The organism is Ectothiorhodospira variabilis (assembly GCF_022227625.1).
Taxonomy (GTDB): Bacteria; Pseudomonadota; Gammaproteobacteria; order Ectothiorhodospirales; family Ectothiorhodospiraceae; genus Ectothiorhodospira; species Ectothiorhodospira haloalkaliphila.
Genome location: NZ_JAJNAO010000001.1, coordinates 256,808 through 283,323, shown reverse-complemented (window position 1 = coordinate 283,323; position 26,516 = coordinate 256,808). Strand labels below are relative to the sequence as shown.

Annotated in this window: 19 protein-coding genes; 16 read left to right on the top strand and 3 right to left on the bottom strand. The window is 62.8% G+C overall.

Annotation, left to right across the window (positions count from 1 at the left end; all coding sequences use genetic code 11):
- Nucleotides 1-277 precede the first annotated feature (277 nt).
- From mnmE to LPW30_RS01195, 16 genes are all read left to right on the top strand, one after another.
- Complete coding sequence (gene mnmE, locus LPW30_RS01270) at nucleotides 278-1,624, top strand: tRNA uridine-5-carboxymethylaminomethyl(34) synthesis GTPase MnmE (protein WP_239679877.1); 1,347 nt, start codon at nucleotides 278-280, stop codon at nucleotides 1,622-1,624.
- Between the two features lie 387 nt (nucleotides 1,625-2,011).
- The gene (locus LPW30_RS01265) at nucleotides 2,012-3,283 is read left to right on the top strand and encodes an AAA family ATPase (RefSeq protein WP_239679876.1); all 1,272 of its coding nucleotides are present in this window, start codon (nucleotides 2,012-2,014) and stop codon (nucleotides 3,281-3,283) included.
- Nucleotides 3,283-3,957, top strand: coding sequence for an RloB family protein (locus LPW30_RS01260; protein WP_084307033.1), 675 nt, complete (start codon nucleotides 3,283-3,285; stop codon nucleotides 3,955-3,957). The genes LPW30_RS01265 and LPW30_RS01260 overlap by 1 nt, the downstream gene beginning before the upstream one ends.
- Nucleotides 3,958-4,198: 241 nt before the next feature.
- The gene (gene hrpB / locus LPW30_RS01255; RefSeq protein ID WP_239679875.1) at nucleotides 4,199-6,667 is read left to right on the top strand and encodes an ATP-dependent helicase HrpB; all 2,469 of its coding nucleotides are present in this window, start codon (nucleotides 4,199-4,201) and stop codon (nucleotides 6,665-6,667) included.
- 502 nt (nucleotides 6,668-7,169) lie between these two features.
- The gene (gene tssJ / locus LPW30_RS01250) at nucleotides 7,170-7,655 is read left to right on the top strand and encodes a type VI secretion system lipoprotein TssJ (RefSeq protein ID WP_238624044.1); all 486 of its coding nucleotides are present in this window, start codon (nucleotides 7,170-7,172) and stop codon (nucleotides 7,653-7,655) included.
- A gap of 31 nt (nucleotides 7,656-7,686) precedes the next feature.
- The gene (gene tssK, locus LPW30_RS01245; protein WP_239679874.1) at nucleotides 7,687-9,021 is read left to right on the top strand and encodes a type VI secretion system baseplate subunit TssK; all 1,335 of its coding nucleotides are present in this window, start codon (nucleotides 7,687-7,689) and stop codon (nucleotides 9,019-9,021) included.
- The gene (gene icmH, locus LPW30_RS01240) at nucleotides 9,018-9,740 is read left to right on the top strand and encodes a type IVB secretion system protein IcmH/DotU (protein WP_239679873.1); all 723 of its coding nucleotides are present in this window, start codon (nucleotides 9,018-9,020) and stop codon (nucleotides 9,738-9,740) included. The genes tssK and icmH overlap by 4 nt, the downstream gene beginning before the upstream one ends.
- Entirely contained in the window at nucleotides 9,737-13,195 is a 3,459-nt protein-coding gene (gene tssM, locus LPW30_RS01235; protein WP_239679872.1) for a type VI secretion system membrane subunit TssM, read from the top strand. The genes icmH and tssM overlap by 4 nt, the downstream gene beginning before the upstream one ends.
- Nucleotides 13,192-14,796 carry a TssA family type VI secretion system protein gene (locus LPW30_RS01230; RefSeq protein ID WP_239679871.1) on the top strand — a complete coding sequence of 535 codons (1,605 nt, stop codon included), beginning with the start codon at nucleotides 13,192-13,194 and terminating at the stop codon, nucleotides 14,794-14,796. The genes tssM and LPW30_RS01230 overlap by 4 nt, the downstream gene beginning before the upstream one ends.
- Before the next feature lie 33 nt (nucleotides 14,797-14,829).
- On the top strand, nucleotides 14,830-15,354 hold the full coding sequence (tssB, locus tag LPW30_RS01225) for a type VI secretion system contractile sheath small subunit (protein ID WP_238624039.1): 525 nt from the start codon (nucleotides 14,830-14,832) through the stop codon (nucleotides 15,352-15,354).
- 54 nt (nucleotides 15,355-15,408) lie between these two features.
- Nucleotides 15,409-16,926: a type VI secretion system contractile sheath large subunit gene (gene tssC, locus LPW30_RS01220; RefSeq protein WP_026623838.1), complete on the top strand. Its 1,518-nt coding sequence runs from the start codon at nucleotides 15,409-15,411 to the stop codon at nucleotides 16,924-16,926.
- An 81-nt stretch (nucleotides 16,927-17,007) separates the two neighbouring features.
- Nucleotides 17,008-17,493 (top strand): Hcp family type VI secretion system effector, encoded by a 486-nt coding sequence (locus LPW30_RS01215; RefSeq protein ID WP_025280298.1) that lies wholly within the window; start codon nucleotides 17,008-17,010, stop codon nucleotides 17,491-17,493.
- 80 nt (nucleotides 17,494-17,573) lie between these two features.
- On the top strand, nucleotides 17,574-19,361 hold the full coding sequence (gene tssF, locus LPW30_RS01210; protein WP_239679870.1) for a type VI secretion system baseplate subunit TssF: 1,788 nt from the start codon (nucleotides 17,574-17,576) through the stop codon (nucleotides 19,359-19,361).
- Between the two features lie 38 nt (nucleotides 19,362-19,399).
- The gene (locus tag LPW30_RS01205; protein WP_239679869.1) at nucleotides 19,400-20,359 is read left to right on the top strand and encodes a type VI secretion system baseplate subunit TssG; all 960 of its coding nucleotides are present in this window, start codon (nucleotides 19,400-19,402) and stop codon (nucleotides 20,357-20,359) included.
- Complete coding sequence (locus LPW30_RS01200; protein ID WP_239679868.1) at nucleotides 20,322-22,361, top strand: type VI secretion system Vgr family protein; 2,040 nt, start codon at nucleotides 20,322-20,324, stop codon at nucleotides 22,359-22,361. The genes LPW30_RS01205 and LPW30_RS01200 overlap by 38 nt, the downstream gene beginning before the upstream one ends.
- A 361-nt stretch (nucleotides 22,362-22,722) precedes the next feature.
- Nucleotides 22,723-23,190, top strand: coding sequence for a phasin family protein (locus tag LPW30_RS01195; protein ID WP_025280302.1), 468 nt, complete (start codon nucleotides 22,723-22,725; stop codon nucleotides 23,188-23,190).
- A gap of 92 nt (nucleotides 23,191-23,282) precedes the next feature.
- Here the strand turns inward: LPW30_RS01195 and LPW30_RS01190 are convergent, their stop codons facing one another.
- Genes LPW30_RS01190 through LPW30_RS01180 form a run of 3 tightly spaced genes read right to left on the bottom strand, consistent with a single transcriptional unit; the run spans nucleotide 23,283 to nucleotide 26,515 of the window.
- Nucleotides 23,283-24,026: a sulfite exporter TauE/SafE family protein gene (locus tag LPW30_RS01190; protein ID WP_239679867.1), complete on the bottom strand. Its 744-nt coding sequence runs from the start codon at nucleotides 24,024-24,026 to the stop codon at nucleotides 23,283-23,285.
- A 24-nt stretch (nucleotides 24,027-24,050) separates the two neighbouring features.
- Nucleotides 24,051-25,037, bottom strand: coding sequence for a DUF1028 domain-containing protein (locus LPW30_RS01185; RefSeq protein WP_238624034.1), 987 nt, complete (start codon nucleotides 25,035-25,037; stop codon nucleotides 24,051-24,053).
- 35 nt (nucleotides 25,038-25,072) lie between these two features.
- The gene (locus LPW30_RS01180; protein ID WP_239679866.1) at nucleotides 25,073-26,515 is read right to left on the bottom strand and encodes a putative nucleotidyltransferase substrate binding domain-containing protein; all 1,443 of its coding nucleotides are present in this window, start codon (nucleotides 26,513-26,515) and stop codon (nucleotides 25,073-25,075) included.
- Between the last annotated feature and the right edge of the window lies 1 nt (nucleotide 26,516).

The following is a 26,516-nucleotide window of genomic DNA, read 5'->3' as shown; positions in this document are numbered from 1 at the left end:
CCGTGGCAAGCAGGATGATGATGACAGCGCGGATGATTCGGGCACTGATAGCGCCGATGCCAGCGCCACCAGCCCGGGCCAGGCGGACAGTGAAGCCGCCAGCGAGACCCGTGCCGAGTCGCCTGCAGAACCCGAGGCAAAGGCCGACGATCAAACCGACGAAGCACCGTCGCAGCCACCCAAGGCCCAGACCACGAAATCCGCCCAGAACAAGGGGGGTGCAGGCAAGGGTTCGCGCCGGAAGCGCCCACGGGGTGGTAAATCGCGTAAGTGATCCATGGTGATCGGGGCCGACGCCGATACCATTGCCGCCATCGCCACCCCACCGGGGCGCGGTGGCGTGGGTATCGTGCGCGTCTCCGGCCCCCTGGCGCGCACTGTGGCCCAGGGGTGCCTGGGGCGGGTTCCGGCCCCGCGCAGGGCCCTGCTGACGGACTTTCAGGATGCCTCGGGGCAGGCCATCGACACCGGCCTGGCCCTGTTCTTTGCCGGGCCCCATTCCTATACCGGCGAGGATGTTCTGGAGCTGCAGGGCCATGGGGGGCCCGTCATCATGGACCTGATCCTGGCCGCCTGTGTCGACCGGGGTTGCCGGTTGGCCCGGCCAGGTGAGTTCACCGAGCGTGCCTTTCTCAATGACCGCCTGGACCTGACCCAGGCCGAAGCCGTGGCTGACCTGATCGATGCCGGGTCAGCCGCTGCGGCCCGCAGCGCCCGCCGTTCCCTGGAAGGCGGGTTTTCCCGTTGCGTGGACGAATTGCTTACCGCGTTGACCGAGTTGCGGGTCTACGTGGAGGCGGCCATGGATTTCCCCGACGAGGAACTGGAACTGCTTGAGGACACAGGCATCGGCCAGCGCCTGGACGCGCTGAGCAGCCGCCTGGACACCCTCGTGGAAAGCGCCCGCCAGGGCAATCTGCTCCGTGAAGGCGTCCATCTGGTGATTGCGGGACGTCCCAATGCCGGCAAGTCCAGCCTCCTCAATCGCCTGGTGGACCGGGAAGCCGCCATTGTCACTGCCATACCCGGCACCACCCGGGATGTTCTCAAGGAGCAGGTCAGCCTGGATGGCCTGCCCCTGCACCTGGTGGACACCGCCGGTCTGCGCGAGTCTGATGACCCTGTGGAACAGGAAGGCATCCGCCGGGCCTGGGCCGAAATCGAGAAGGCCGATCTGGTGCTGCTGGTGGTGGATTCCACCCTGGGCGAGGGGGAGGCCGAGGCAGACATCCGCCGTCGCCTGCCCGAGAAACTCCGGGTGATCACCGTTCATAACAAGCTGGATTGCCTGGATGACGTCCCGGTGGACTCCAGCAATAGCCTGTATCTCTCTGCGCGCACCGGCGAGGGCATCAGCACCCTGCGGGAACTGCTCAAGCAGCAGTTGCATTACGATGGCGACCCGGAGGGCCTGTTCACCGCCCGCCGCCGCCATCTGGATGCCCTGGACCGCACCCGCCAGCATATCCTCGAAGCTCGCCAGCACTTCCATGCCACCCAGGCCCCGGAGTTGATGGCCGAAGAACTACGCCTGGCCCAGGACACCCTGGGAGAAATCACCGGCAAGGTGACCTCCGATGACCTGTTGGGGCAAATCTTTTCTTCCTTCTGTATTGGAAAATGAAGTAGCCAAACAGATCCAAATCCCTTAAAAAAAACAATATTTTTTCAAGGGTATTATTCCGAAGCTGGTAGCCAAGCTCGCCAAGAATCCAGAAATCCCCCCGATTGTTGCACCATGTGCTCGCCGTGCCGCATGGCCGGCACGGGTCAGCATTCCGGGTATCTCGCGGAGGGTGAGGCCATGACGCGCCGGGGTCCGTCGTGACCACTGTGCGCATCCAGTCGCGCTGCCCGATTCAAGCGCCCGCCTTCACCCCGGAACGCGGAACCCCCTGTGTGAATCCATTTCGTCGAAGAAATTGGTATTTTTTGCCAAAAATTGGATTTTAAAGCGTTTGACTGCTAGATTTGTCCAGTCATATCACTCACTGCACCTGAGGCACCTCAAATGCTCATCGAGATGACTGTGGCCAATTTTCGGTCATTTCACGAGGAACAAACCTTTACCCTGGCGAAGGGTAAGGGTGGTGAAATGATGGATACCAATACCTTCAGCACGGCAGCTCCCAATAACATCGGCCTATTGCGCTCAGCAGCCATTTACGGGCCGAATGCCAGCGGCAAATCAAATTTGTTCTTGGCCCTCCAAGCAATGAAGCGAGTGGTCCTGGAGTCCGCCATTAATCTGCAACGGGGGGATAAGTTGCCCGTCACACCCTTCCGGTTGACCCCCGAAGCGCGTCAGTCACCCAGTGAATTTGAAGTGACCTTTCTGGTTGACGGTGTACGCTACCAATACGGATTTACAGCCACCACTGACCGCATCCATGAGGAATGGCTGCTGGCCTATCCCAAGGGCCGATCGCAACGATGGTTTGGTCGTGCCTGGAATCCAACTGAGCAGCATTATGATTGGGACTTAGGCAGTAACCTGACAGGTGAAAAGCAGCTTTGGGTAAAATCCACTCGTGATAATTCCTTGTTTTTATCAACGGCTGTTCAGCTCAACAGTGAGCAGTTACGACCTGTTTTTGATTGGTTCCAAAAAACTTTACGCCTGGCCAATGTTGGCGCCTGGGGACCTGGATTCAGTGCATCACTGTGTGAAAGCAGCGATAAAAAAAAGATCATGGACTTTCTTCATGCTGCTGACTTGCATATTGATGACATTTTGGTAGAAACCAAACCATTTGACCTTGATGCATTGCCGGAGGATATGCCGGGATCGCTACGTGACGTCATCGCCGAGGACCTAAAAGGCAAGAAAGTCATTGATATAAAAACTGTCCATAAAGATAGTCAGGGTCATGATGTAACCTTTGACTTTAGCGATGAGTCTGAAGGTACACAAAAGTTGTTTTCATTCGCAGGGCCCTGGATTGACTCGCTTACCAACGGTTACGTACTGTTCATCGACGAACTTCACGACAACCTTCATCCTAGTCTGGTTCAGTTTCTGGTCCAGCTGTTTCACGATAACGAAACGAACAATAATAATGCTCAACTGGTTTTTACCACGCACGAGACATCTATTTTGAATCAGGACGTTTTCCGTCGTGATCAGATCTGGTTTTGCGAAAAGGATAAAAGCCAATCTACCATGCTCTACCCGTTAACCGATTTTAGTCCCCGCAAGGGACGTGAAAATCTGGAGGCGGCTTATCTTTCGGGTCGGTATGGCGCCTTGCCGTTTACTCGGTCACTGAAACAGGTTGGGTGATGGGTACGGATAATCTTTTCCATAAACGCCGGGCCAAAAGTATAAAACGGTTGCAACGACGTGCCGCAAGGCGTGATCCGTATGCCAAAGTGCTTATTGTTTGCGAAGGCGAGAAAACTGAGCCCTACTATTTTCAAGGGCTTAGAAGTCACCATGACTTGAACACTGCCAACGTAGAGGTTTGCGGCGAATGCGGTTCGGACCCAGGTGACGTGCTGCGGTATGCCAAACAACGCTATCGTGAAGAAAAAGACGCAGGCGATGCATTTGATAAGGTCTTTTGTATTTTCGATAAGGACGCTCACGCAAACTATGACGAAGCTCTAAACGCTATCGCCCAGTCACAGCCACGCGAGACCTTCATTGCGGTAAATTCAGTGCCATCCTTCGAGTACTGGTTGCTGTTACATTTTACCTACAGTACCCGACCCTATTCAGCGTTACCAGGTAACAGTGCGGGCAATCAGGTGCTCTCCGAGCTCAAAGCCTATTTGCCAAACTATGAAAAAGGAGCAGACAACATGTTTGCCCTGCTGCTTGGTCAACTGGAATTTGCCAAGAGTAACGCCGCACGCTCTTTACGCGCGGCCAAAGAGCACGGAACCGATAACCCATCTACCCGAGTGCATGAGCTAGTGGAATTTTTGCAGTCCATAAAAGATGGACCATTATAATGCCGAAAGAGGTGGCGATGATTTTGCCTGAATACACCGATTTCGAGTGGTCCTGTCTACGGCACCCCGGACATTCGAGCAACACAAGAGGTATCGCTATCTGCTGCCCTTGCAAAACCATTGCACGCTGTCCGTGCTCCAGCAATTTGATACAGCATCTTTTTTCTGAGCTTTTGTTTCCGATATCGGAAAAGAGGGGGCCATCCTGACCCTGCCCGGACCGGCCCAACCCGTCGACTCGGTGCTGCCGCCGCTGCTCAAGGCGCTGGAGCAGGGCGGCACTGCCGTGCTGCAGGCCCCGCCGGGGGCCGGCAAGACCACACGCGTGCCCCTGGCATTGCTGGGCGTGCCCTGGTGTCGGGGCCGTATTCTCATGCTCCAGCCACGCCGACTTGCTGCGCGGGGGGCTGCCGTCTTCATGGCCTCGCAACTATGCGAGCCGGTGGGGCAGACCGTGGGCTACCAGACCCGCCTGGAACGCAGGCTGGGGCCCGATACCCGCATTCAGGTGATCACCGAGGGGATCCTCACAAGGCGTCTGCAGCAGGATCCCGGCCTGGAGGGCGTGGACCTGGTGATCTTCGATGAATTTCACGAACGCAGCCTGATCTCCGATCTGGGACTGGCCCTGTGCCTGCAGGCCCGGGAGCTGCTGCGGGAGGATCTGCGTCTGCTGGTGATGTCGGCCACACTGGATGCCGAACCCGTGGCCCGCATCATGGGTGATGCGCCGGTCATCACCAGCGAAGGGCGACACCATCCGGTGGAAATCCACCACCTACCGCCCAGTCGATCACCCCGTCCGGACATGGAATCCTTGATGGTGAACACCCTGCACCGGGTGTTGCAGGAGGAAACGGGGAGTGTGCTGGCCTTTCTTCCGGGGCAGCGGGAGATCCAGCGCGTCGCCCAGGGGCTTGAGGCCCGGGATCTGCCCGCCGGGGTAAGGGTGCTGCCCCTGTATGGCCGCCTCCCGGTGGAAGCCCAGCAGCAGGCCGTGGCCCCGGCTTCGCCCGGAGAGCGCAAGGTGGTCCTCACCACCGATGTGGCCGAAACCAGCCTGACCATCGAGGGCGTTCGCGTGGTGGTGGACAGCGGATTGGCCAGAAAACCCCGCTTCGATCCCGCCTCCGGCATGACGCGCCTGGAAACCCAGCGCATCAGCCGGGCTTCTGCCACACAGCGCACCGGCAGGGCAGGGCGCCTGGAACCCGGGGTCAGCCTGCGGCTCTGGACCCAAGGCGACGAACAGGCCATGCCGGCCCAGCGCGTCCCCGAGATCCTTGAGGCGGACCTGGCGCCCCTGGCCCTGGAACTGGCTTGCTGGGGTGCTGACCCCCAGGAACTGGCCTGGCTGGATGCACCCCCCATTGGGGCGCTGGCCCAGGCCCGTTCCCTGTTGCAGGCCCTGGGTGCCCTGGATACATCCCATCGACCCACGGACCACGGCCGCCGCATGGCCACCCTGGGCGTGCATCCCCGCCTGGCCCATCTGCTGTTGTCCGGCCTGCGCCTGGGCCAGCAGACCGCGGCCTGCCAGTTGGCCGCGCTGCTGGAAGAGCCGGACCTGTTGATGGGGCTGGATGGCCCGGCCCAGGTGGATATCCATCTGCGTCTGGAGGCCCTGGAAGGCCGTGAGATCCCCGGACACCGGGTCAACAAGGGCGTACGTCACCGGGTGCGGGAGCAATCCCGGCGCCTGGCGGAGCGTTTGTCACGCACACAGGGCAAGCCGGCCTGCGATACCCAACCCCGTGAGCCCGTGGGATTGCTGCTGGCCATGGCTTATCCGGACCGCATCGGACTTCGCCGCGAGGGCGCCCAGGCCCGCTATCGGCTGAGCGGCGGCCGGGGCGCTGCCCTGCCCGCCCAGGAATCCCTGGGAGGCCAGGAGTGGATCGTGGTTCCCAGCCTGGATGCTGGACAGCGGGAGGCCCGTGTCTTCCTCGCGGCACGGCTTGCCCGGGAGGATCTGGAGCACCACCTGGCAGAGCGTTTCACACTCTGTGAACGGATCACCTGGGATGCCAAGGCTGGCGCGGTCCTGGCACAACGTGAGCGGATGCTGGGCAGCCTGCCAGTGAGCACGACGATCGTGGACCAACCCGATCCCGAAGCCATACGCGCCGCATTGCTGCAGGGGATTCGTCAGGCGGGGCTGGACAGCCTGCCCTGGACGCCTCAGGCAGCATCCCTGTGCCAGCGTGTGGACTTCCTGCATCGCACCCTGGGCGATCCCTGGCCGGATCTTTCCCGGGAGACACTGCTTGAGGAGTTGGGAGCCTGGCTGGGCCCCTGGCTGACCGGCATGAGTCGCTTGTCCCACCTGGCCCGCCTGGATCTGCATGCCATCCTGATGGCCCGTCTGGAATGGCCCTTGCCCCGGGACCTGGACCATCTGGCCCCCACCCACTGGACACTTCCGGGTGGAGCACGGGTGCGTCTGGATTATGGCCAGGGGGAGGTGCCCGTGCTGGCGGCCCGCTTGCAGCTGCTGTTCGGCCTCACCGAAACCCCGCGCCTGGCACGGGGACGGGTGCCGGTGATGGTCCATGTATTGTCACCCGCGCAGCGCCCGGTACAGATCACTCAGGATCTGGCCGGATTCTGGGAACGCACCTATCCCGAGGTGAAGAAGGATCTCAAAGGGCGCTATCCCAAACATGCCTGGCCTGAAGACCCACTCACGGCACCGCCCCGACGACGCTGAACCCGTGCATCCCACTATCCACAGAACCTGTGGATAACTGTGTGGGTAAAATGTCGGGAACTCTCGAAATCCCCCGTGTGGCCGCCCCCCTTGGCCAGTTTGATCAAAATTTGATCAAACACTATAAGTGACTGTTTTTCAGATTTTTTAATCAATCCATGGCCAGTGGATTTGTCAAGACTTGACAAGCGAACACACTCAAGTGGAGCACGAATGACTGTTGCATGCGCCTGGGGAAATCCCGAGTTTCACGCCTGGGCTAACCGGCTCGACACCCTCTCACCGCCTCGCAGAGGTGTTGACTTTCCTCTCGGCATATGGAGTAATTTCGGTCGCTGCGTCGCCCCGCAGGGGCGTGGCAAGGATCGCTTGAACACAGGGGCTTGAAGCCCAGCCAAGGAGTGGCCACATGAACCAGCCCGTCAGCGGGTGCCAGCGCACCCAACCCCGTCGATGCCCATCCGTGCCATCGTCCGGCCTCCGCACCGGGCTCCATGGGAAGATGCCCGCCCGGCAACACGCCTGGCCCTCTCGCTATCGTCCCCCCCTGTGGCCCTGGCTATGCCTGCTCATGCTGCTCACCGGCTGCAGCAGCCCGCAACTACGGGTCGATCTGCACTCCACCGCCAATCTCAATCTCAGTGACGAAGGACAGCCCCTGCCTGTGGTGGTGCGGGTCTATCAGCTCAGTGACCTGAAGGCCTTCGAGGATGCCGATTTTCGCGACCTGTGGCTGCATGACCTGCAGACCCTGGGCGATACCGCGCTCAGTCGCAAGGAGTTGATCCTGAACCCGGCCCAGCAGGCGGATCTGCAACTGCAGCGTCATCCGGAGGCGGTCTACCTGGGGGCTGTAGCCATCTTCCGTGAACCTTCGGACCCCGCCTGGCGTGACGTCACCCCCTTGCCGAAGGGTTACGTCGGCAAACGCATGGATCAGCGTCTCACCGTCAGCTTGCGCGGTAACCAGCTGACCATTCAGGAATAATCCCGAATACTGGCCAGGGAAGGGCAGGTACATGACAGCCATCCGCAAGGTGATCTGGAGCGAGGGCATTCTCCTCGGCCAGCAGCATTTTCAAGCCTGGGACCGTTACCACGAACAGGCATTGATCGAGCGGTTCCGCATCACCCATCCTCGCAGTTGGGGTCTGCATCGACTGCGTCTGGATCCGGACGCCCCCGCCATGGGCATCTGCCGCATCCTCGAGCTGGAAGCCATCTTTCCGGATGGGCGCCTGGTCACGGTAGACCCTTTCGATGATGCACCCCTGGCCTGTGAACTCCCCGATGCCGCGCGAGAGCCGGTCGTCGTTTATCTCCTATTGACCCGCGAGCGCCGAGCCCTGGGCATGACAGGATATGAAGCCGCCGGCCATCGCCGCGGCGCCTGGCAGGTGGACTATGTGGAACTGGCCGATGAGCACGACACCCAGCGTCAGCAGGAAGTGGCCCTGGGCCGACTGAACCTGATCCTGGGCACCGAAACACCCGCGGATCCCGATCTGATACGTCTTCCTGTCACCCGGCTCACCCCACGCATGGGCGGTGGATTTCAGATCGACGACGACTTTGTTCCCCCCCTGCTCAGCATCGAGGCGTCACCCGCACTGCAGCGTTTCACCGGGCAGCTTGCAGAGCGCATTCGACTCCAGTCCCGTGAACTGGCCGGGGAATGCACGGTGTGCAAACCCGCCGACCGTCATCTCGTCCATGCCATGAGTGGCTGTCTGCAGCGCTTTCTGATCCGTCTGGAACACCTGCGAGCCATGGAATCGAGCCATCCCGAAGGGCTTCACCTGGCGCTGGCAGAGACCTGCGCGGAAATCCAGTCCCTGGTACCGCAGGATGACGAAGACCGGACGCTGCCCCTCTATCGACATGAGGATCCAGCCTCGGGCCTGCAGATGCTCCAGGCACACCTTTGGGAGCTGCTGGATCGCTTCCGTGCCCTGCACACGCGCCCTCCCGTCCTGGAGCCGCTTTCCGAGGGTCGATTCCAGGCGCGTGATCTGACGCGCAGCCTTTCCTCGTCGCAACTCTTGTACATCACCGTCAGAACCGAGCGGGAGGATACGGACTGGATCAGGGATTTCCCTCGCCAGGCCAAGGTGGCCAGTGCGGATCAGCTGGATCTGCTGATCCGCACGGCCCTGCCGGGGGTATCCCTCTGTCATCTGCCGCGTCCCCCAGCGGATCTGCCCGTGCCAAGGGGACGGGAGTGTTTTCGACTGGAACCGCAGGGCGAGTCCTGGCAAGCATTGCTGGAGAGCAACAGTCTGGGCATCTTCCTGCCCGCAGGCCTGCGGCATCTGCAACTGGAACTCATGGTGGGGGACCGGGAGGCCACATGAAGAATCCCTATCTTCACTGCGCCGGTCCGCTGCTGTTGACCCTGACGGCCCTGAACGAGCCCGACCAGAATCCATCTGATGCCTCCACCTGGCGCCAAAGGGTCCTGGAAGACATGGAGCAATTCAGCCGGCGTGCCCAGGCAAGAGGCCTTCCGGGACCGGGCGTGCAGGATGCCCGCTATGCCCTGACCGTGCTGGTGGATGAACGCGCCATGGCGCTCACCGATGCCCTGGCTCAGTCCTGGGCCGAAGAACCCCTGCAGGTGACCCTGTTCGGCGAGTATCGCGGTGGTGAGGGTTTTTTCGAGCGTCTCGCCGAGCTACGCCAGCACCCCCGCGACCATGCGGACCTGCTGGAACTGTATCTGTGCTGTCTGCATCTTGGACTGGAGGGGGTCTATCGTCTTCGCGGGCCGGAACGGCTGGAGTCCCTGAAGAGTGATCTGCGCGAACAGGTGCAAAAACTGCAGGAATCGGACGATGACCCAACCACCGCCGCATCCCTGGCCGGGAAGAATACCCGATACCGGTCGCGACCTGTGCCTCTTTCCATCCGCGGCATCAGCCTCACCCTCCTGGGTCTTATCCCGGTACTCGTATTCTTCCAGGGCTGGCAATTGCACACCCTGGACCGGAACCTTAGCGTCACGCTGGACAGCCATGTTGAAGCCATCTCACGCGCCCTGCCGATCCAGTCCGTCAGGCGGGTGCTCCCATGACCCACCTTTTAGCCCGTCTTCGAAGTCCCCTCATGCGCCTGGCCGGGCCGGCAGCAGGGCTTGTGGTGGCCCTTGGACTGGTGGTCCTGTTCTGGTCGGACATTCGAGCGGGCCTGGACCGGGTGCCCCTATGGCTGCTCTGGGCGTTCCTGCTGATCTTGTGTGCCGGTTTGCTGGTGTGGTGGCGTGCGCGCATCCAACGCGACCGCACGCCGATCAACGATCCTGCAAACGGTTCCCGGGATGCTGTTGATGAAGAGTGCCGGGACCTGAATGAAGCGCACAAGGCCATCCATGCGCGTCTGGAATCCACCCCGTCAGCCCGAATCGGCCTTCGCCGCCGACAGGCCGCAGCACCGTGGTATCTGCTCATGGGGCCGAGCAACAGTGGCAAGACCCGACTCCTGAATGGCTATACCCAGGTCGCAGGTCAGGGTTCGCAGGAGACGGCTGCCCGTGCAGCGGTCGAATTCCGGCTCCTGAAAGGTGCCGTATGGGTGGAGCTTCGGGGGAAGGTCATCGAGCAGGCGGATCGTCAGGACCTGTGGCGACACCTGCTGGACCGTTTGCGCCAACACCGATCCCGCCAGCCCCTCAAGGGCCTGATCCTGACCCTGAGCCTGCCGGCGCTGCTGGAGATCGACCCGCCACAACGGGATGCACTGGTGGGCATGTTGCGCCGCCACCTGCAGGAACTGTGTGAAACCCTGGGCCAGCTCCCGCCGGTGCATCTGATGCTCACCCACATGGATCAGATACCCGGGTTCACCTGGCTGGCGCCGGTCCTGGCGGACGAAGATGATCGGGTCTGGAGTTTTGCACTGAACCCTCAGCGGGACACCCTGCCACAGCTGGATGAGGCCTTGGGCGATCTTCTGGAGGACCTGGACCGAAAGCGACTCAGGGCACTGGACCTTGGCCGCGATCCGGTCAGGGGGAGTGAAATCATCGCCTTTCCCCATCGCATGGAGCGGGCCGCCGGATGCCTGCGGGATGCACTCACACGCTTGTGTCGCCCCGAACCCGGACAGGAGATGCCCCCCATACTGACGCTGTACCTGACCGGCACCACGGGGGCCGAAAACCGGACAGCCGAGGATACGGCGAGCCTGACCCTGGAGCGCATCCAGGGCGACCCCGCAACGGCCCAACCGACCCAACGCCAGGCGTTTCGCACCATGGCACTGCAAGGGACCCTGCTCATCCTCACGGCGGCCTTGCTGGTATCGTCCTTGACCCTGCTGCATCCCGCCAAGCGCACCCAGGCGGACCTGATGGGCGCCAGTGCAAGCCTGCTGCAGGCGCTGTCCGACAACGTACAGGACCGGGAGCCCGAGATCCTTGCCAGCCTGGCGGCCATCCATGCCCATGGCCAGCGACTGGAATCGCCCCATGGGCATGCGCCATTGCCTCTGCATCCTCTTCCCTGGTGGCCCCGAAACCAGGCTGTGGCCCTGGATGACAGCGTGGCCCGGGTGATGAACGCCATGGTCCTGCCTGATGCCCTCAACCTGCTGGAGGCGCGCATCCAGGAGCGCGCGCGCCAATGGATATCCCTCGAACCGGCGCAGCGGGAACTCGAACGCCCGCTCCACTATGAGGATCTGAGGCTTTATCTGATGATCCATTTGCCCGACCGTCGGGACGAGCACATCCTCCTGGAAGGACTGACCACACTGATGAGCTCCAGCCTGCCCTCCCATGGCCCGGTCCATCAACCGGATGCCTCGACCCTGGACGCACTCTGGCGTCGCTGGTTCACCCATGGCCTGACACCCGACTCCCCCATGCAATCCGGGCTGGTAGCCAAGGTGCGCAGCCAACTTCAGACGGAGGCCTCACCCCAGGCCGCCTATGCCCGGCTGCAGTCCCGGGCAGCGCGGGACATGGGCAGCGTTGTGCTTGAGGAAATCCTGGGGCGCGATGGGGCACGACTGATTCGGGCGGAGCACACGCTGCCGCGGCTCTACACTGCCAAGGCCTGGCAACAGTTCGCGCTCCCCACCATTGATGAATTGGTGCAGCAGGCCCTGCAGGGGGATTGGGTCACCCAGGACGACACCGACACCCACGCGGGACAACCGATGGACCCGGAACAGGTGGAGGCCCTGACCCATGACCTGCGCCAACGCTATCTGGACGACTACCAGGAGGCATGGCGAGACTTCCTGGCTGGTCTGAGCGTGATGCCCTTTCGCGATCTGTCTGCCGCCGCCGAAGGCCTGGGGCGGCTCGGTGCCGAAACCGGCCCCCTGACCCGCCTGGCCAGCTGGACCCATGACAATCTCACTCTGTCTGAATCACCCATACCTCTCCATGAGGCCCTGGGGACAATTTCCAGGGGCGTTGACACATCCAGCTTCCAACATCCCGTTCTGGCAGGAGGGCAGGATAACCCGGGGCCACTGCTGGCGTTGTTATCTCCGGAGGAGGACGCCCTGGTGAGCACCGCCCTCAGCGACCACCTGGATACCCTGCGGGCCATTGCTTCACATCTGGAATCCCTGATGGCCAGTGCCGATCCTGGCCGAGAGGCCCGGGTAGCCGCCGCCGGGCTCCTCCAGGGGCGGGGTGGTCACATCCCGTTGCAGGCGGCCTGGATGTCGACCTCCTCATTGCTGGCCGATCTCCCGGTTGCGGAACGCCCGATGCTCGAGCCCTTGCTGCGATCCGCGGTGCGCGAGCCCTGGCGAACCCTGGTGTACACAGCGGTCGGGGATCTGGAACGCCAATGGCAGGGACAGGTCATGGGCCCGTGGCGGGACGGTCTGGCGGGCCGTTTCCCCTTCGATCCCCAGGGGCGGGATGCTGCACTGGTGGACGTGGTGGATTTCTTTCACCCCGAGCAGGGCCTGCTCTGGGGTTTCGTTCACGAACATTTGAGCCCCTTCCTGCAGGACACCCGGGGAACGTGGCGACCCCGGACCTGGATCGGCGTGGGACCCACGTTTTCACGGGGCTTCGTCCGGAACATGGCGCAGGCCGACGAGATCACCCGCAGCCTGTTTGCCCATGGCCAGGGAACGGCCCAATTGAGCTTTCACCTCTATCCCATGCCCAGCCCCGGTCTGAGCGAGGTGGTGTTCGAGAGCAATGGCCAGGTGTACCGTTACCGCAACGAGCCCCAGGAATGGCGGCGCTTCGCCTGGCCTGGTGATGCCGGCACACCCGGTGCCCGCGTTCGCGCCGTGGACCATCATGGCCTCGCCACTGGCGAGTACCGCCAGGAGGGCATCTGGGGTCTGTTCCGTTTGCTGCATGAGGCCCATGTAGAGGCCGATGACGGGGAGGGCCATGTTTATACCACCCGCTGGCAACTGCCCCATCAAGGCCAGGGCGACCCGCAGGAGATCCGTTTCCGGATTCGCCCCGATCGACAGCAGAATTTCCTGCGCCAGCAACTCTTCACCGGCTTTGAGCTGACCCGCTCACCCTTCCTTGGGAGTCGTGGATGAAGGCCATATCCCATCAAGCGTCTGCAGCACTGGATGACCCCGACTCCCTGATCCAGCGGGCAACTGCGCCTCTGCCCGAGGGCTCGGGCGTCGAGGATCCTCGCCATCATCCCACCCTGCTGGCCATCAAACAGGCCATGGGGCGTCTTCAGGGGACTGATTTTGACCAGGTCATACAGGATGCCAGCGGTTTCCTGGCCACTCAGGCCAAGGATCTGCGGGTGGCGGGATATCTGTGGCTGACGCTGATCACTCGCGATCAGATCGATGGACTCATCACCGGCACGGCCCTCTACCGAAAGTTGCTGGAATGCCAGGACTCCCCCATCCACCCCATCAAGCCTGCCCAGCGACGTGCTGCCCTGGACTGGCTCAACAGCGAACGCGTCAGGCTCCTGTTGAATCGACTGGGTGCCACCCCGGACACGGACGCGCTGGACCTCATCGAGGTTGACCTCGAGCACATTGAGACGTGTCTGGCCCAGGGGCCCTGGGATGATCCGGAAACGCCCCCCCGCTGGCAGGTGCTACGTCAGTGGCTTCAGGCCCGCCGAAAGGAGACGGTGACGGGCCAAGGCGCAAAGAGTGAGGCATCCGTTGCGCCGCAGGGGTTGGGCCAGAAACCCCAGCCCGAGCCATCACCACCCGCCATCGCAGCACAGGTTCCTGCGGGGATGGTGGATACCGCTGCGGAGGCCTTGCTGTCCACCGCCCGCGACCTGCACGACGCCCTGCACAGGGAAGGCCGCCCCATCGAGGCCCTGGCCTTCGCCCGTGCAGCCCGTTGGGCGCCCCTGACCCTGCCACCCCACGACCAGGGCATCACCCGCATCCCGCCACCACGCCCGGGGGGATGGGCCTGCCTGGATGACGCTCAGGCCCGTGGCGACTGGGCGGGCGTGCTCAAAAGCGGCGGCGCCCTGTTCTTCGAATCGGGGTTCCACCTGGCCCTGGATCTGCAACAGCGGCTGGCCATCGCCGCCGAACATCACCACGCCCATGATCTGGCCCTGGATATTCAATCCCAGGCCCGCGCCCTGATCCAGCGCCTGCCCGGTCTGGAAACCCTGTGCTTCGAGGATGGCCGACCCTTTGCCGATGCCACCACCCTCGCCTGGCTACGGGACGACCCTGCCATGGAATCCAGTCAGACCTTGCTGCCGACCTGCTCCTTATCGCCCGTCGATCACGATGCCCCGGCACCGGATTCCGATGCCCTCAAGGACCTGTCGGTGCCCGATGCCTGGCAGGTCCTGGAGCATTGGCCCATGGCCACCGAAAGACAGCGCCTGATGGTGGCAATTGCCCGCGCCGATCTTTGTCTACGGGCCCGGCGTCCGGATGTGGCGCTTCCGGTCCTGCAGGCTGCCCGGTCGCAACTGGAGACGATCAGGATTGTGGACTGGGAGCCGGCCATGGGCTGGACGCTGCTCACCCGTCTGCGCCAGGTGGCCATCACGCTGCACGGCCGGGGGCTGCCCCAGGAGGCGCTGATACAGGACTGTGAACAGGAGTTGGCGCGTCTGGACCCCAAGGCCGCCATGGAATCTTTCACCCTGCCCGAGGGGTGTGGTCGCAGACCACGCCCCGGGCCTGCATGACAAACCAACACCACAAGGATGAGGACCCTTGCCATGACCCGCAGTTTTCAGAATGAAGTACCCCGCGCACGTGTGAACATCGCCCTGGAGGTCAACCAGGGTGGCGGCCGCCGGAAGGTGGATCTGCCCTTCAAGATGCTGGTGATGGGTGATTTCAGCCACGGGCGTGCCCAGGGCCGCGTGGCAGAGCGCCCGCGCACGGTCGTTCACAGCGGCAATCTGCAGGCGGTGCTCAAGGACATGGCCCCGTCACTGCGCTTTACCGTGCCGGACAGGATCTCATCGCAGGGTCAGGAGATCCCGGTGGATCTGACCTTCGAGCACATGAAGGACTTTTCCCCCGAGGCAGTGGCAGCCCGGGTGCCTTCACTGGCCCGTCTGATGGCCATGCGCAATCTGCTCAAGGAACTCAAATCCAGCCTGCTGGACAACGCCGCATTGCGCCGCGAGCTGGACCGAATCGTTCGAGACGACGAACAACTCAAGACCCTGCAGGGTCAGCTCAAGCGCCTGCTACCCCCGGCCGAGGCTTCATCACAAGACACCACCGAACACTGATCAGCCACTCAAGTCCGCAAACCCATCACCCGGGAAGACTGCAAGGAGATGCAGATGACCGCCACACAGACCGTGGACACCCCAAGTCAGGCAGCACCCTACGCCCGCCTGTGCAATCTGGCCGCCGTCACCCCCCTGGAACAGGGGCTGAATCTGGACCGTTTCAGCGATGCGGGGGAACTGGCCCAGGCCCCCCAGGGAGATCGCCTCACCGCCGCCCTGGGGGTGCTGCTGGACTTTCTGGAACCCCCTGCCACTGGCGGGAGCGCTGCGCGTATCGACAAGACCCTGGTGGATGATTTCATCGCCCGCATTGATGGCCTGATCGGCGAACAACTGGACGAGATCCTGCATCATCCTGAGTTTCAGCGGCTGGAGGCCGCCTGGCGCAGCCTGCAGTTTCTCACCGAACGGGCCGATCCCCGTGCCCACGTGAAGCTGGAACTGCTGGATGTGAGCAAGGAGGATCTTCAGGAGGATTTCGAGGATGCCGCTGACACCACCCAAAGCGGGCTGTACCGTCAGATCTATGTGCAGGAATACGACACCCCCGGCGGCGAGCCGGTCAGTGCGCTGATCTCCGACTACAGCTTCGACAACACCGCTCAGGACATCGGCCTGCTGGGGGAGATTGCCCGGGTGAGCGCCGCCTGCCACTGTCCCTTCATTGGTTCGGTGGGGGCCCGGTTCTTCGGCAAGCACAAGGCCAGCGAACTGCCCCGCATCCAGGACCTGGGGGCGCACATGGACCAGGCGGCCTTCATCCGGTGGAATGCCTTCCGGGACAGTGAGGACGCCCGTTATGTGGGCCTGACCCTGCCCCGGTTCCTGCTGCGCCTGCCTTACGGCCAGGATCACCCGGTGCGCAGCTTCTGCTATCAGGAGAACACCCTGGGGCCGGAACCGGACAAGTACCTTTGGGGTCATGCGGCTTTCGCCTTTGCCGCCAACATGGCCGAGAGCTTCCGGGATCATGGCTGGGCGGTGAACATCCGCGGCCCCGAATCCGGCGGCAAGGTGCCTGGCCTCCCCCTGCACCAGTACGACCTGGGCCAGGGCCTGCAGACCCGCATGCCCACGGAGTTTCTCATCTCCGAGAGCCGGGAACTGGAGTATGCCCGCATGGGCTTCATCCCCCTGAGTTACTACAAGAACCGGGATTTCGCCTGTTTCTTCTCAGCCAATTCCACCCAACGGCCCGGCGAATATCCGTCACCGGAAGCCACGGCCAACAGCCTGGTGAACGCCCGTCTGCCCTATGTGATGCTGGTGTCCCGCATCGCCCATTACCTGAAGATCCTGCAGCGGGAGAACATCGGCGCCAGCAAGTCCCGCCAGGTGCTGGAGGATGAACTCAATCAATGGTTGCAGACCCTGGTCACCCGCATGAAGGACCCGGACCCGGCCCTGGTGGCCAGTCATCCACTACGGGACGGGCGAGTCAGCGTCGAGGAGATTCCGGAAAACCCGGGGCTGTATGCCGTGAATCTGTTCGTGATGCCTCATTTCCAGATCGAGGGGGTGGATGTGCGGCTGTCCCTGGTGGCGCAGATGCCCAAGGACGCCGGGTAAATCACCCACTCCCAGATCCCCGCCCCGGTAAAGGGGCAAGCCCTTGAAGTCCCCAACCATCCATTGCAAGGAGAGCATGACATGGCCGTACCCGCCTACCTGAGCATCCGTGACGACCAGGGCGCCCCCGTGGAGGGGCCCGTGCAGATCACCGGCCGGCGCAACTCGGTGGAGGTGCTGCAACTGGATCACCAGATCCGCATCCCCACGGATTCCGACACCGGTAGCCTGACTGGCACCCGCAAACACGAGCCCCTGCGTTTCGTGAAGACCTTCGATAAGGTCTCCCCCTATCTCTACAAGGCCTGCAGCAACGGCCAGACCCTCTCGGAGGTGGTGATCAGCTGGTTCCGCATCGATGACAGCGGCAGTGAGCGGGAATACTTCCGCCATCGCCTGGAGGACGTGAAGGTGACCTCGGTGAAACCCACGATGCACAACGTCAAGGATCTGGAAAAGGAGCGCTATCCCCACCTGGAGGAGGTCTCCCTGCGCTACGGGCGCATCACCTGGACCTATGTGGACGGCAACATCGAATTCCAGGATTCCTGGGTCGAGGGCCGTTAGGAAACAGGCGCTCCAGAGCCCCTCTTCCTCCATGGAAGAGGGGTGCGGGTGCCACCGGTTCATCAAGGAAGAGAGGCCCCATGGACATCCTTCAATATCTTTGCCCACCGGGTGAGTTCACCCATGCCCGGGACGAGGCATGTTTGCGCGAACGCATGCACCTGGATCGTGCCGCCCGGGAGTTTGCGGAAGATTTCCCGGAACCGGCCCGGCGCCTGGGCCTGGACACACCGGAGAATCCGGGCCCGGGGATGGAAACCCTCCTGCAGGGGGTCGCGCGTATTCACGCCGACATCAGCCGGCGCCTGGATGATGACCTCCCGGAGATTGCCGGGGCATTGCTGGAACAACTGTGGCCCGGCGCCATGAGTGCCTATCCCGCCTGCACCATCCTCGCCTTTCAGCCGCGACTGCGAGGCGGCATGACACAGACGGTGCCAGCCGGAGCCATGGTGGAAAGTGATCCGGTGGGCAACGAATCCACCCGTTGCCGCTTTCGCACCGTTACCGAATTGACCCTCCACCCCCTGGAACTGGTGAGTATCGAAACAGCAGATACGCCCGGCGGCACGCGGGTATCCCTGTGTTTTGAAGTCCATGACCCCCGTGGTGCCTCAATAGTGCTGCCCGAGTACCTGGATCTGTATGCCGCCGATCCGCGTGGCGGCGCAGAACTGGTCCATGCCCTGCGTCACCACACCCGGGCCCTCAGTCTGTGGGTGGAAGGGCAGGGAGAACGTCCCCTGGTCGGGGACCGGGTTGTCGACACTGCCCCCCGCCCCTGGCAGGCCCCCATGACGCCATGGGTGGACGCCTCCCACGCCGGGCTGCACTTGCTGCAGGACTACCTGCATTTTCCCGAGGCCTTTCGCTTCCTGAGGCTGTACACCGGAAGCCGTGAGCGCCTCCCCAGGGAAACCGGGAAATTCACCCTGCACCTGCAACTGGATGTGCATCTGCCCACCTGCATCCCTGTGACCACCCAGAGCCTGCGGCTGCACTGCATCCCGGCCATCAACCTGTTTGAACACACCGCCGAGCCCATCGCCAGGGAACCGGGTCGCTCCCGTTACCCGTTATTACCCGATGCCCGGGCACGGCAATCCATCCATGCCCACCGGGTGGAACAGATCATCGGGATCAATGGTACCAACGCCCAGCGTCGGTCTTACCGCCCAGCCCTGACCCTTGGCATGGCCGAGGACCAACCGCTTTACCAGGTCCTGCCACGGCCCGGGCCCAATGGCCGCTGGCAGACCTGGCTGGACCTGGATCCGGCCGAGGCCGTATTCCCGGAAACCCTGTCATGCCGCTTGTTGGCCCATAACGGGGATCTGCCCCACCGTCACCTGGGTCCCGGCACGACCGTTCACGGGGTGAAGGACATCCCGGATACTCTGAAAGTGACTCATCTCATTCGTCCGACGCCGCATTATCCGCCGTCGGATCGGGCGCGGTGGCGATGGGATCTGGTGTCCCTGGTCTGCCTGCGTCAACAGGGAATGATGTCCACCTCGGCACTGCGGCAGGTGATGCAATTGCTGGATCGCAGTGGCAGTGCGTCACAGCGGCGCCGGCTTGAGGGCCTGGGGGAGCTCACCGTCACCCCCTGCAACCGCATGGTACGCGGGGCCGTGCTCCACGGCCTGGAAGCCCGCCTGCGCGTGAATGAGGACCATTTCGCCGGCGAGGCGGATCGGGTGCTCTTTGCCTCGGTGCTGGAGCGCTTCCTGAACCACTACGCACCACTCAACAGCTTTGTCCGGCTGTACCTGGAGCATCGCCCGGATTCGGGCTTGATGCCGGTGGAATCTCGACCATCCCTTCGTGTTGCTGGTGCCGTGACCGGCCTGGGGGATCTTCCATGAGCCCCGCACGGCGGCCTGCAGGTGCTCCTGACCCACAGGTGAACAAACGCCTGCGACAGGGTGGCCTGTTGGAATGGATGCGTGTTCATCTGCATCGGGAAGAACCCGTGATGGTCTCGCCGGATCCTGGGTTGTCCTTTCCCTCGTCGCCACTGAAGACCCTCCCGGACAGCCAGGGTCGGATCAACCTGTGCGCACCCACTTCGGGTCTGTATGGCGTGGAAGGCCACATGCCCGTCGCCTGGCGCGAGGTGGCCCAGGGCGATAGCCCGGAGGCAAGGACCCTGAGGGGTTTTCTGGATATTCTCGGCCATCGACAGGCCCACCTGAACTACCGTGTGTGGCAGCGCTCACGCCCAACCCTGATCGACGGGCAGGGCAATCATCCTTTGCAAGCCTGCCTGGCAGCCCTGGGAGGCCAGGGCTTTCAGCACAGGGCAACCGTGGGCCCATTCATGGGAGGCATCAGCGGCGAGGTCAGCGCCGATGCCCTTTCGGCGCGGATCGGCCGCTGGCTCCGGCAGTGCTGTCCCGATGTTCATGCTCCCGTGCGGATCACACAGTTCCAGCCGCACTGGGTCAGCCTGTCTCCCGCCACCCACCTGGGAAGGTCACCGGGTAACCGCCTGGGCATGGACACCCATCTGGGCGAGCGGGTGCCAGACCGCAGTGGCCCCATCAATATCGTCATCGGCCCGCTTCCCATGGATCAGGTCCGTACGCTGTCACCCGGCCAGCCCTCGGGTGTGGCCCTGGCGGCCGACGTCCGCAGGGTTCTGGGCCACCGTCATGGTTTTGTGCTGACCCTCGAACACGTATCCCGGCGCTTGCCCCGGCTGGGGTGCCAGGGACCGGTGCTGGGCATGGATACCCTGCCCACATCCGGATTACCTGCCCTGGTCATCGCCCGCAGCTGGCCGGATAGCGCCTTCACGACCCGACCCCCTGGAATACATGCCCATGAACCTCATGACACGGCGGCCTCGTCTTCGGCTTGAGCTGCCCGGCCGGGGCGGCGAACACCTCACGGTGCTGGACTTCAGCAGCCAGGGCTTTGCCCTGTCACGCTCCTACCGCCTGGATGTCCGCTGCCACAGTCACTCCCCTTGGGTGGCCAGCGAAGTCCTGGGGCAGGCCGCCTGTCTGTGCCTTGACCGGGGGACCACCGCACCCCGCATCCATGGCCTGGTCACGGCGCTGGATCAGTCCCCGGGAGCGACCGGCAAGGGGGTGATCCAGCACATCCGCCTGGAATCCCCGCTGGCGCCCCTGGCCCGGACCCGCCAGAACCGGGTCTTCCCTGGCATGGGAGTGCGGGCAGTGGTGGAGGAGGTCTTGCAGGGCCATGGCTGGACACCGGCCCAATGGCGCATGGCCTGTCGGGACGATGACCCGGTGGAGGATCTGATCGTTCAGGTGGAGGAGTCCGACCTGGCCTTCATGACCCGCCTGATGGCCTTTCACGGCCTGTTTTACCGCTTTGAACAATCCCGGCAGGGGGCGACCCTGGTCATCCACGATGATGCGCGTGACCTGCCCGAGGCGCCCGTCAGGCGATTGCCGTATCACGCTCACAGCGGACAGCATGCCCCCGCGGACATCGTCTACCGGCTGGAGCCCCGGTCCCGGTTGATGCCCGCGGCGGTGGACCTCAGGGACCACTGCCCGGACCATCCCCAGGTCGTGCTGCATGCCCGGCAGGCGTGCAAACAGCCCTCGCATGGCATTGAGGAACACTGGGGGGCCGGTTTTGGCACCCCGGGCCAGGGTGAGCAGCTGGCCCGGATGCGAGCCGAGGCCCTGGATACGCAGGGATTCAGCTTCTCGGCCTGGACGGGGCATCGGGGCCTGACCCCGGGGCAACGGATCACCCTGACCGGCCATCCTCATCCCGATTTCAATCAGACCTATACCATCACGGCCCTGCAAATTCGCGGGGAGCAGGCTTCCAGTCTGCCCGAGGGCGCACCCACCCCAGGCCCGGCGTTCAGCACACGGATTGAACTCATCCCATCCACTCAATCCTATCGCCCGCCGCTGAAGCCTCACCGCAGCAGCGCCCGTTTTGTGGCCCGCATCGACGGGCCCGAGGGCGAGTCCGTCCATCTGGATGCCCAGGGACGTTACCGGATCCGGTTTGATTTCGACTCCCGTGAGCATCCACCCGGTCAGGCCAGCCATCCTGTGCGCATGCTCACACCCTATGCGGGTGATGACTTCGGCTTTCACTTTCCCCTGCATGCGGGCACGGAGGTGCTGGTGGCCTTCGAGAACAACGATCCGCACCGCCCCATCATCCTGGGCGCCCTGCCCAATACCGACCACCCCAGTCCCGTGACCGCTCACAACCGCCACCAGAACCTGTTGCGAACCCACGGGGGCAACGAACTGCTCATGGACGATCAGCCCCACGGTCCCCGTGTCAGGCTCAGTACGCGGGACCATGGGTTGCGTCTGCTCATGGATGCCACGCCGGAAGACCCCCACCTGGCCCTGCACGCGGATGATGGCCGCATGCTCTGGCAGGCGGGACAGGCGTTGTCCATTCAGACGGGTGGGGATCAGATTCTGGAGGTAGGCGGGGATCAGCGTGTCAACGTTCAGGGGGCTTCATCCCTGGAGACCCGAGAGGGTTCCTTGCAGTTGTCCTCCGGGGAGGATCTGAGGATTCAGGCAGGAGGTGATGTGCATCTTGAGGCAGCACAGGGGGATCTGGAGCAGCGCAGCCAGGGAGCCATGGATCTGAAGGCGGGACGTGGCATGCGCCTGGAGGTCCGGCAGGGGGATCTGGAGTGCCATGTGGCGAGCGGTCGACTGGCGATGTGGGCCGGCGGGAGAGTCACCCTGCAGAGTCAGTCCGGAGAAATCCATATTGGTCATGCCAATGCCGGGATTCGCCTTACTCCCCGGGGTGAGTTGGTCATCCAGGGGCGGGAGGTCCGTATTGAAGCTGAAACCATCAGGGTGCAGGGGGACGGGATCACCCACAACGGAGGCTGAGGCGATGAATTTTTTTTGTGGCGCCCTTTATTACAAGTTTTTTAATTAACTACCAATAATAATAATAAGGGGGCTGGTCAAAGCGGGAAAACTATGTAAAAAACATTATAAATCATGGCTTTGTATTCATTGAAACCTGTGCAGTACCGTTGGGGCAATTCAAGGATAGGGTGTGCGTGGAATGTGGATAACTCGACGACCCTGATTCATCCACCGCGAGCTCAGGCTTTATCCACAGCTTTGTCCCCGGCCATCCGGACAGAGGGAGGGTGTATGAGTGGCGGTTTTCGTCTACCCTCGGGGAGTGAGTTCACCAAGGCGTTCATGACGCCTTCCCAACACCCCTAAGGAGTCAGGACACATGGCAGAACAGAAAAACCCCTTCGACATGTCGGAGATGATGAAGCTGTTTGATCCGAACCGTTACATGGAACAGATGAATCAGATGCTGAAGCAGTATCAGATGCCGCAGATGGACACGAAGGCACTGATGGAGGCTCAGCGCAAGAACGTGGAGGCCATGGTGGCCGCCAATCGCACCCTCTTCGAGAGCACCGAGGCGCTCATGAAGCGTCAGTCGGAACTGGTGAAGGAAGCCATGGAGGAGGTCAACAAGAACACCGAGAAGCTGTCCAGGTCGGAGGCCGGTGATCTGCCCAGTCACCAGGTGGAACTGATCGGTGCCATGTACGAGCGCATGAGTGCGAACATGCGGGAGATCAGCGAGAGCATGCGCGCCGCCCAGGAGTCTTCCATGCAGAAACTGGATGAGCGCTTCCGGGAGAGCCTGAAGGAGCTCAAGGAGATCTCGGAGAAGAGCAAGTCCTAGTCCGGTCTGATCCCGACAGTCGCACCCTGCTACTGACGAGGTGCGGCTGTCGGCAAGGCATGGATGCCTTGCGGTGCGGTTGTCCGCCCTTGCTACAGTTCCCGGAAAAACTCCACGACCAGCAGGATGCACAGAAGCCACAGCAGCCCGCGCAGCCAGCCCCGGTAGGTGTCCGCGTTCACCCGTTCACGGATCCACATGCCGGCTTGCAGGCCGATCAGGGCGGTGATGGCCAGGGGCAGGGAGAGCCAAAGCAGTTCCAGGCCCAGCAGGCCCAGGGCGGCGAAGGTGAGCGCCTGGGTGCTCTTGCCCAGCAGGAAGCACAGGTTGATGGCCTGCACCAGCACCAGCGGCGCGATCCGCAGTTCCAGGAAATAGATCATCAGCGCCGGGCCGCCCACGTTCACCGTGCCACCCAGTATGCCGCCCACGAAGCCCGCCCCGGCACCGCTGGGTCCCGGGTATCGTCGCATCCAGCTCCAGTTCACCCGTTTGAGCTGGTCGGACACCAGATACAGCACCACCGTGGCGGCCAGCAATAGTCGGAAGGGGTTGGGATCCATGGCTACCAGGATGAGGGTGCCAACGCCCGAGCCCACCAGCATCCATACGGCCACCGGCCAGTAACGGGCCACACTCTCCCGCCAACCGCCGCCGCGCAGCAGGCTCCAGAGATTGACGGCAATATTCGGGGCCAGGGTGAGCAGGATGGCCGTCATCACGTCGGTGAAGAGGGCCAGCACCGGTGTGGCCACCATGGGGAATCCCAGGCCGAAGGCACCGTGCACCAGCCCCGCCACCAGTGTGACGATCAGGGCGATGAGGATCTCTTCCATGCCAAAGCTCATGGCATCATCGGCTCAGCCGTTTTGCTCAAGCGCTTCGGCCACCTCTGATGCTTCCCTGAACTCCTCGGGAATCAGCGTGCGCAGCAGTTCAGGGTCGTGCGGCAGGAAGCGGTTGCGGGCCACCCGGGTGAGCAGCAGCGCCCAGTGGTCCGAAGCCTTGAAGAGACCTCTGAAGAGGGGGCGGGCCTCTTCCAGATAGCCCGCATTGACCATGGCCACCCCGCGCCAGAAAACCAGTTCCGCTTCTTCTGGGGCCAGCTCCTCGGCGCGCATGAAGGCCTTGATGGCCTGATCATATTCACCATGCCGGAGGTGATGCCCGCCCCGGGTGTTGTGGTCATAGGCCTCCCAGAGGGTGACCAGACGTCGTAACTCCTTGACCGGGCTGGTGTGGTCCTCCACCCGCAGGTCCAGCAGCGTATCCTCCGCCGGATCACCGGTGGCCTTGGCGTTCACCACGATCATGGCCGCCGAGCGTCGACCGCGCAGGTCGCCACCGTTGTTCTGTGCCGCCTCCAGGGCTGCCAGCATGCGGTGATGCAACTCCCCGGAAGCCGCTTCGAAGGCGCTGCCCATGGCATCCCAGGTGTCCTTCCTGAGCAGCATGTTGCCCAGACACACATAGCCATCGCCCAGACTGTGGCCCGCCTGGTCAATGCAGAGCTGGCCCGTGTGAGCGGCGGCATTGCCCTCGGTGTCCACCATGGCCGCTTGCCGAAAGTCCATGTGATGATCCCGGGCCAGCAGCCGGCGCAGGGCGTCTCCGGCACTGGAGCCCTCCCGCATCAGACGCAGGCCTTCGCTGCCGTAGATCAATCGTGCAAATGACTGGATGGTGCCGACCCCCACGCCAGCCCTGGCGAAAGGGGCCACGCTGCCCACTGCGAAATGATGGGACTGCACCGCCACCCCCATCCGTCCTGAATCAGGGTCCCGGGCGACGATGGAGTAGGTGGCCACCGGTGGGCCCGGGGGCGGCGTATGGCAGGCGTGTGGCATGGTCGATCCCTGGTGTGGGAGATTCCCTGGAGGTCTCAGCGCAGCAGTCCCAAATTGAAGTGGCTGCTGATAAAGCGCTGAAACTTGGCCACATCCTCGAAGGCGATGCGCAGCTTGCCCTGTTCCATCTGGCTGAGTTCATCGAGCATCACCGTATTGCCGGGAGTCTTACCCTTTTCGATGTCCCGCACCTGGCCGCGCAGGCGCATGAGCACCAGAAAGTCGAAACTCTCTTCGAGATCGCCAGCCTGATCCTTGGCCAGCACCCCTTTGCGCACCAGCATCTGCAGCCGCTGGTGGGTACCACCATCCAGGGCGCCGGCCTCCAGGGCCAGGGCCTTGATACCGTCCGTGAGGGCGAAGATACCGCCCTTCTTGAGGTCCACCTGCCCGCGTCCCGCGCCCTGAGCACCCGTCTTGATCTTGCCGCGCCAGCCCAACGGCGGCTGGAAACGCAGCATGTTCTCAGCCATCCGCATGAGGAATAGCTTGTTCTCGGCCAGTCGCTTGTAGATATGCTGCTTGAGCTGCTTCTCCAGGGACTGATCCCCGTGCAGGGTGCGGATGTCAGTGAACATGCTGGCGTTGGGGATGTTCTCCGGGCTGGGCGTGATGAGCCAGCGGTCCAGCTCCTTGAGCCATTCGGAGCGGCTGCGCCGCCAGGCCTTGTTCTTGGCCATGATGCCGCCGGGGCACGGGGGCACGCCGATGCTGATGAGATGATCGATGAGGGTGTTGGAGAAGGCCTCGATCTCGCGGATCTCGTCCTCGTCCAGGTCATCGGCGTAGAGGATGGCATTGTCCTGGTCGGTGGAGAGGGTTTGTTCGCAGCGTCCCTCGCTCCCCATCACCACGAAAGCGTAGCCGCGGGCCAGGTTGGGAAACTGCTCCTTTTTGACCAGGGTCACCAGGCGCAGCAGGATCTGATCGTTCAGGTTGGCAATCAGTTTGACCATGTCGCGCACCGGTGTGGTGGTGCCGCTCAGGTGCACGACCAGGTCCTGGATGCGGGTGTGCAGGGCGCTGAGATCCTCAATACTGCGCGCCCGTTCGATATCCCTGACCAGTTGATGTGGGGAATGGCTTTGCATGCGCAGAATATCCGTGTCGGTGATGATGCCGTTGAGTGCCCCCTCCGAGTCCACCACCACCAGCCGGTGGATACCCTGGTTGGACATGCGATAGAGCGCTTCATACAGCACATCATGTTCGCCAATCGTGGTCAGCGGGCTATTCATCACGTCCTGAACCAGGAACGATCCGGGTGCCTTGTCCGAGGGCACCACCTTGTTGCGCAGGTCCCGGTCGGTGACGATGCCGATGGGGGCGCCCCCCTCATCGCAGACCACCACGCTGGATATATTCTTATCCCTCATGGTTTTTACCACATCAACGAGGTTTTCGCCTGGCTGGCAGGTCACCACCTGTCGCTGGCAGATTTGATGTACGGGACGGAAATAGGGGACCTCATCATGCATG

What these genes read in the sequence shown, in the direction of transcription:
- mnmE (WP_239679877.1), top strand. Translation starts at nt 278, where the DNA reads ATGGTGATCGGGGCCGACGCCGATACCATTGCCGCCATCGCCACCCCA.
- LPW30_RS01265 (WP_239679876.1), top strand. Translation starts at nt 2,012, where the DNA reads ATGCTCATCGAGATGACTGTGGCCAATTTTCGGTCATTTCACGAGGAA.
- LPW30_RS01260 (WP_084307033.1), top strand. Translation starts at nt 3,283, where the DNA reads ATGGGTACGGATAATCTTTTCCATAAACGCCGGGCCAAAAGTATAAAA.
- tssJ (WP_238624044.1), top strand. Translation starts at nt 7,170, where the DNA reads ATGCCCGCCCGGCAACACGCCTGGCCCTCTCGCTATCGTCCCCCCCTG.
- tssK (WP_239679874.1), top strand. Translation starts at nt 7,687, where the DNA reads ATGACAGCCATCCGCAAGGTGATCTGGAGCGAGGGCATTCTCCTCGGC.
- icmH (WP_239679873.1), top strand. Translation starts at nt 9,018, where the DNA reads ATGAAGAATCCCTATCTTCACTGCGCCGGTCCGCTGCTGTTGACCCTG.
- tssM (WP_239679872.1), top strand. Translation starts at nt 9,737, where the DNA reads ATGACCCACCTTTTAGCCCGTCTTCGAAGTCCCCTCATGCGCCTGGCC.
- LPW30_RS01230 (WP_239679871.1), top strand. Translation starts at nt 13,192, where the DNA reads ATGAAGGCCATATCCCATCAAGCGTCTGCAGCACTGGATGACCCCGAC.
- tssB (WP_238624039.1), top strand. Translation starts at nt 14,830, where the DNA reads ATGACCCGCAGTTTTCAGAATGAAGTACCCCGCGCACGTGTGAACATC.
- tssC (WP_026623838.1), top strand. Translation starts at nt 15,409, where the DNA reads ATGACCGCCACACAGACCGTGGACACCCCAAGTCAGGCAGCACCCTAC.
- LPW30_RS01215 (WP_025280298.1), top strand. Translation starts at nt 17,008, where the DNA reads ATGGCCGTACCCGCCTACCTGAGCATCCGTGACGACCAGGGCGCCCCC.
- tssF (WP_239679870.1), top strand. Translation starts at nt 17,574, where the DNA reads ATGGACATCCTTCAATATCTTTGCCCACCGGGTGAGTTCACCCATGCC.
- LPW30_RS01200 (WP_239679868.1), top strand. Translation starts at nt 20,322, where the DNA reads ATGAACCTCATGACACGGCGGCCTCGTCTTCGGCTTGAGCTGCCCGGC.
- LPW30_RS01195 (WP_025280302.1), top strand. Translation starts at nt 22,723, where the DNA reads ATGGCAGAACAGAAAAACCCCTTCGACATGTCGGAGATGATGAAGCTG.
- LPW30_RS01190 (WP_239679867.1), bottom strand. Translation starts at nt 24,026, where the DNA reads ATGGAAGAGATCCTCATCGCCCTGATCGTCACACTGGTGGCGGGGCTG.
- LPW30_RS01185 (WP_238624034.1), bottom strand. Translation starts at nt 25,037, where the DNA reads ATGCCACACGCCTGCCATACGCCGCCCCCGGGCCCACCGGTGGCCACC.
- LPW30_RS01180 (WP_239679866.1), bottom strand. Translation starts at nt 26,515, where the DNA reads ATGCATGATGAGGTCCCCTATTTCCGTCCCGTACATCAAATCTGCCAG.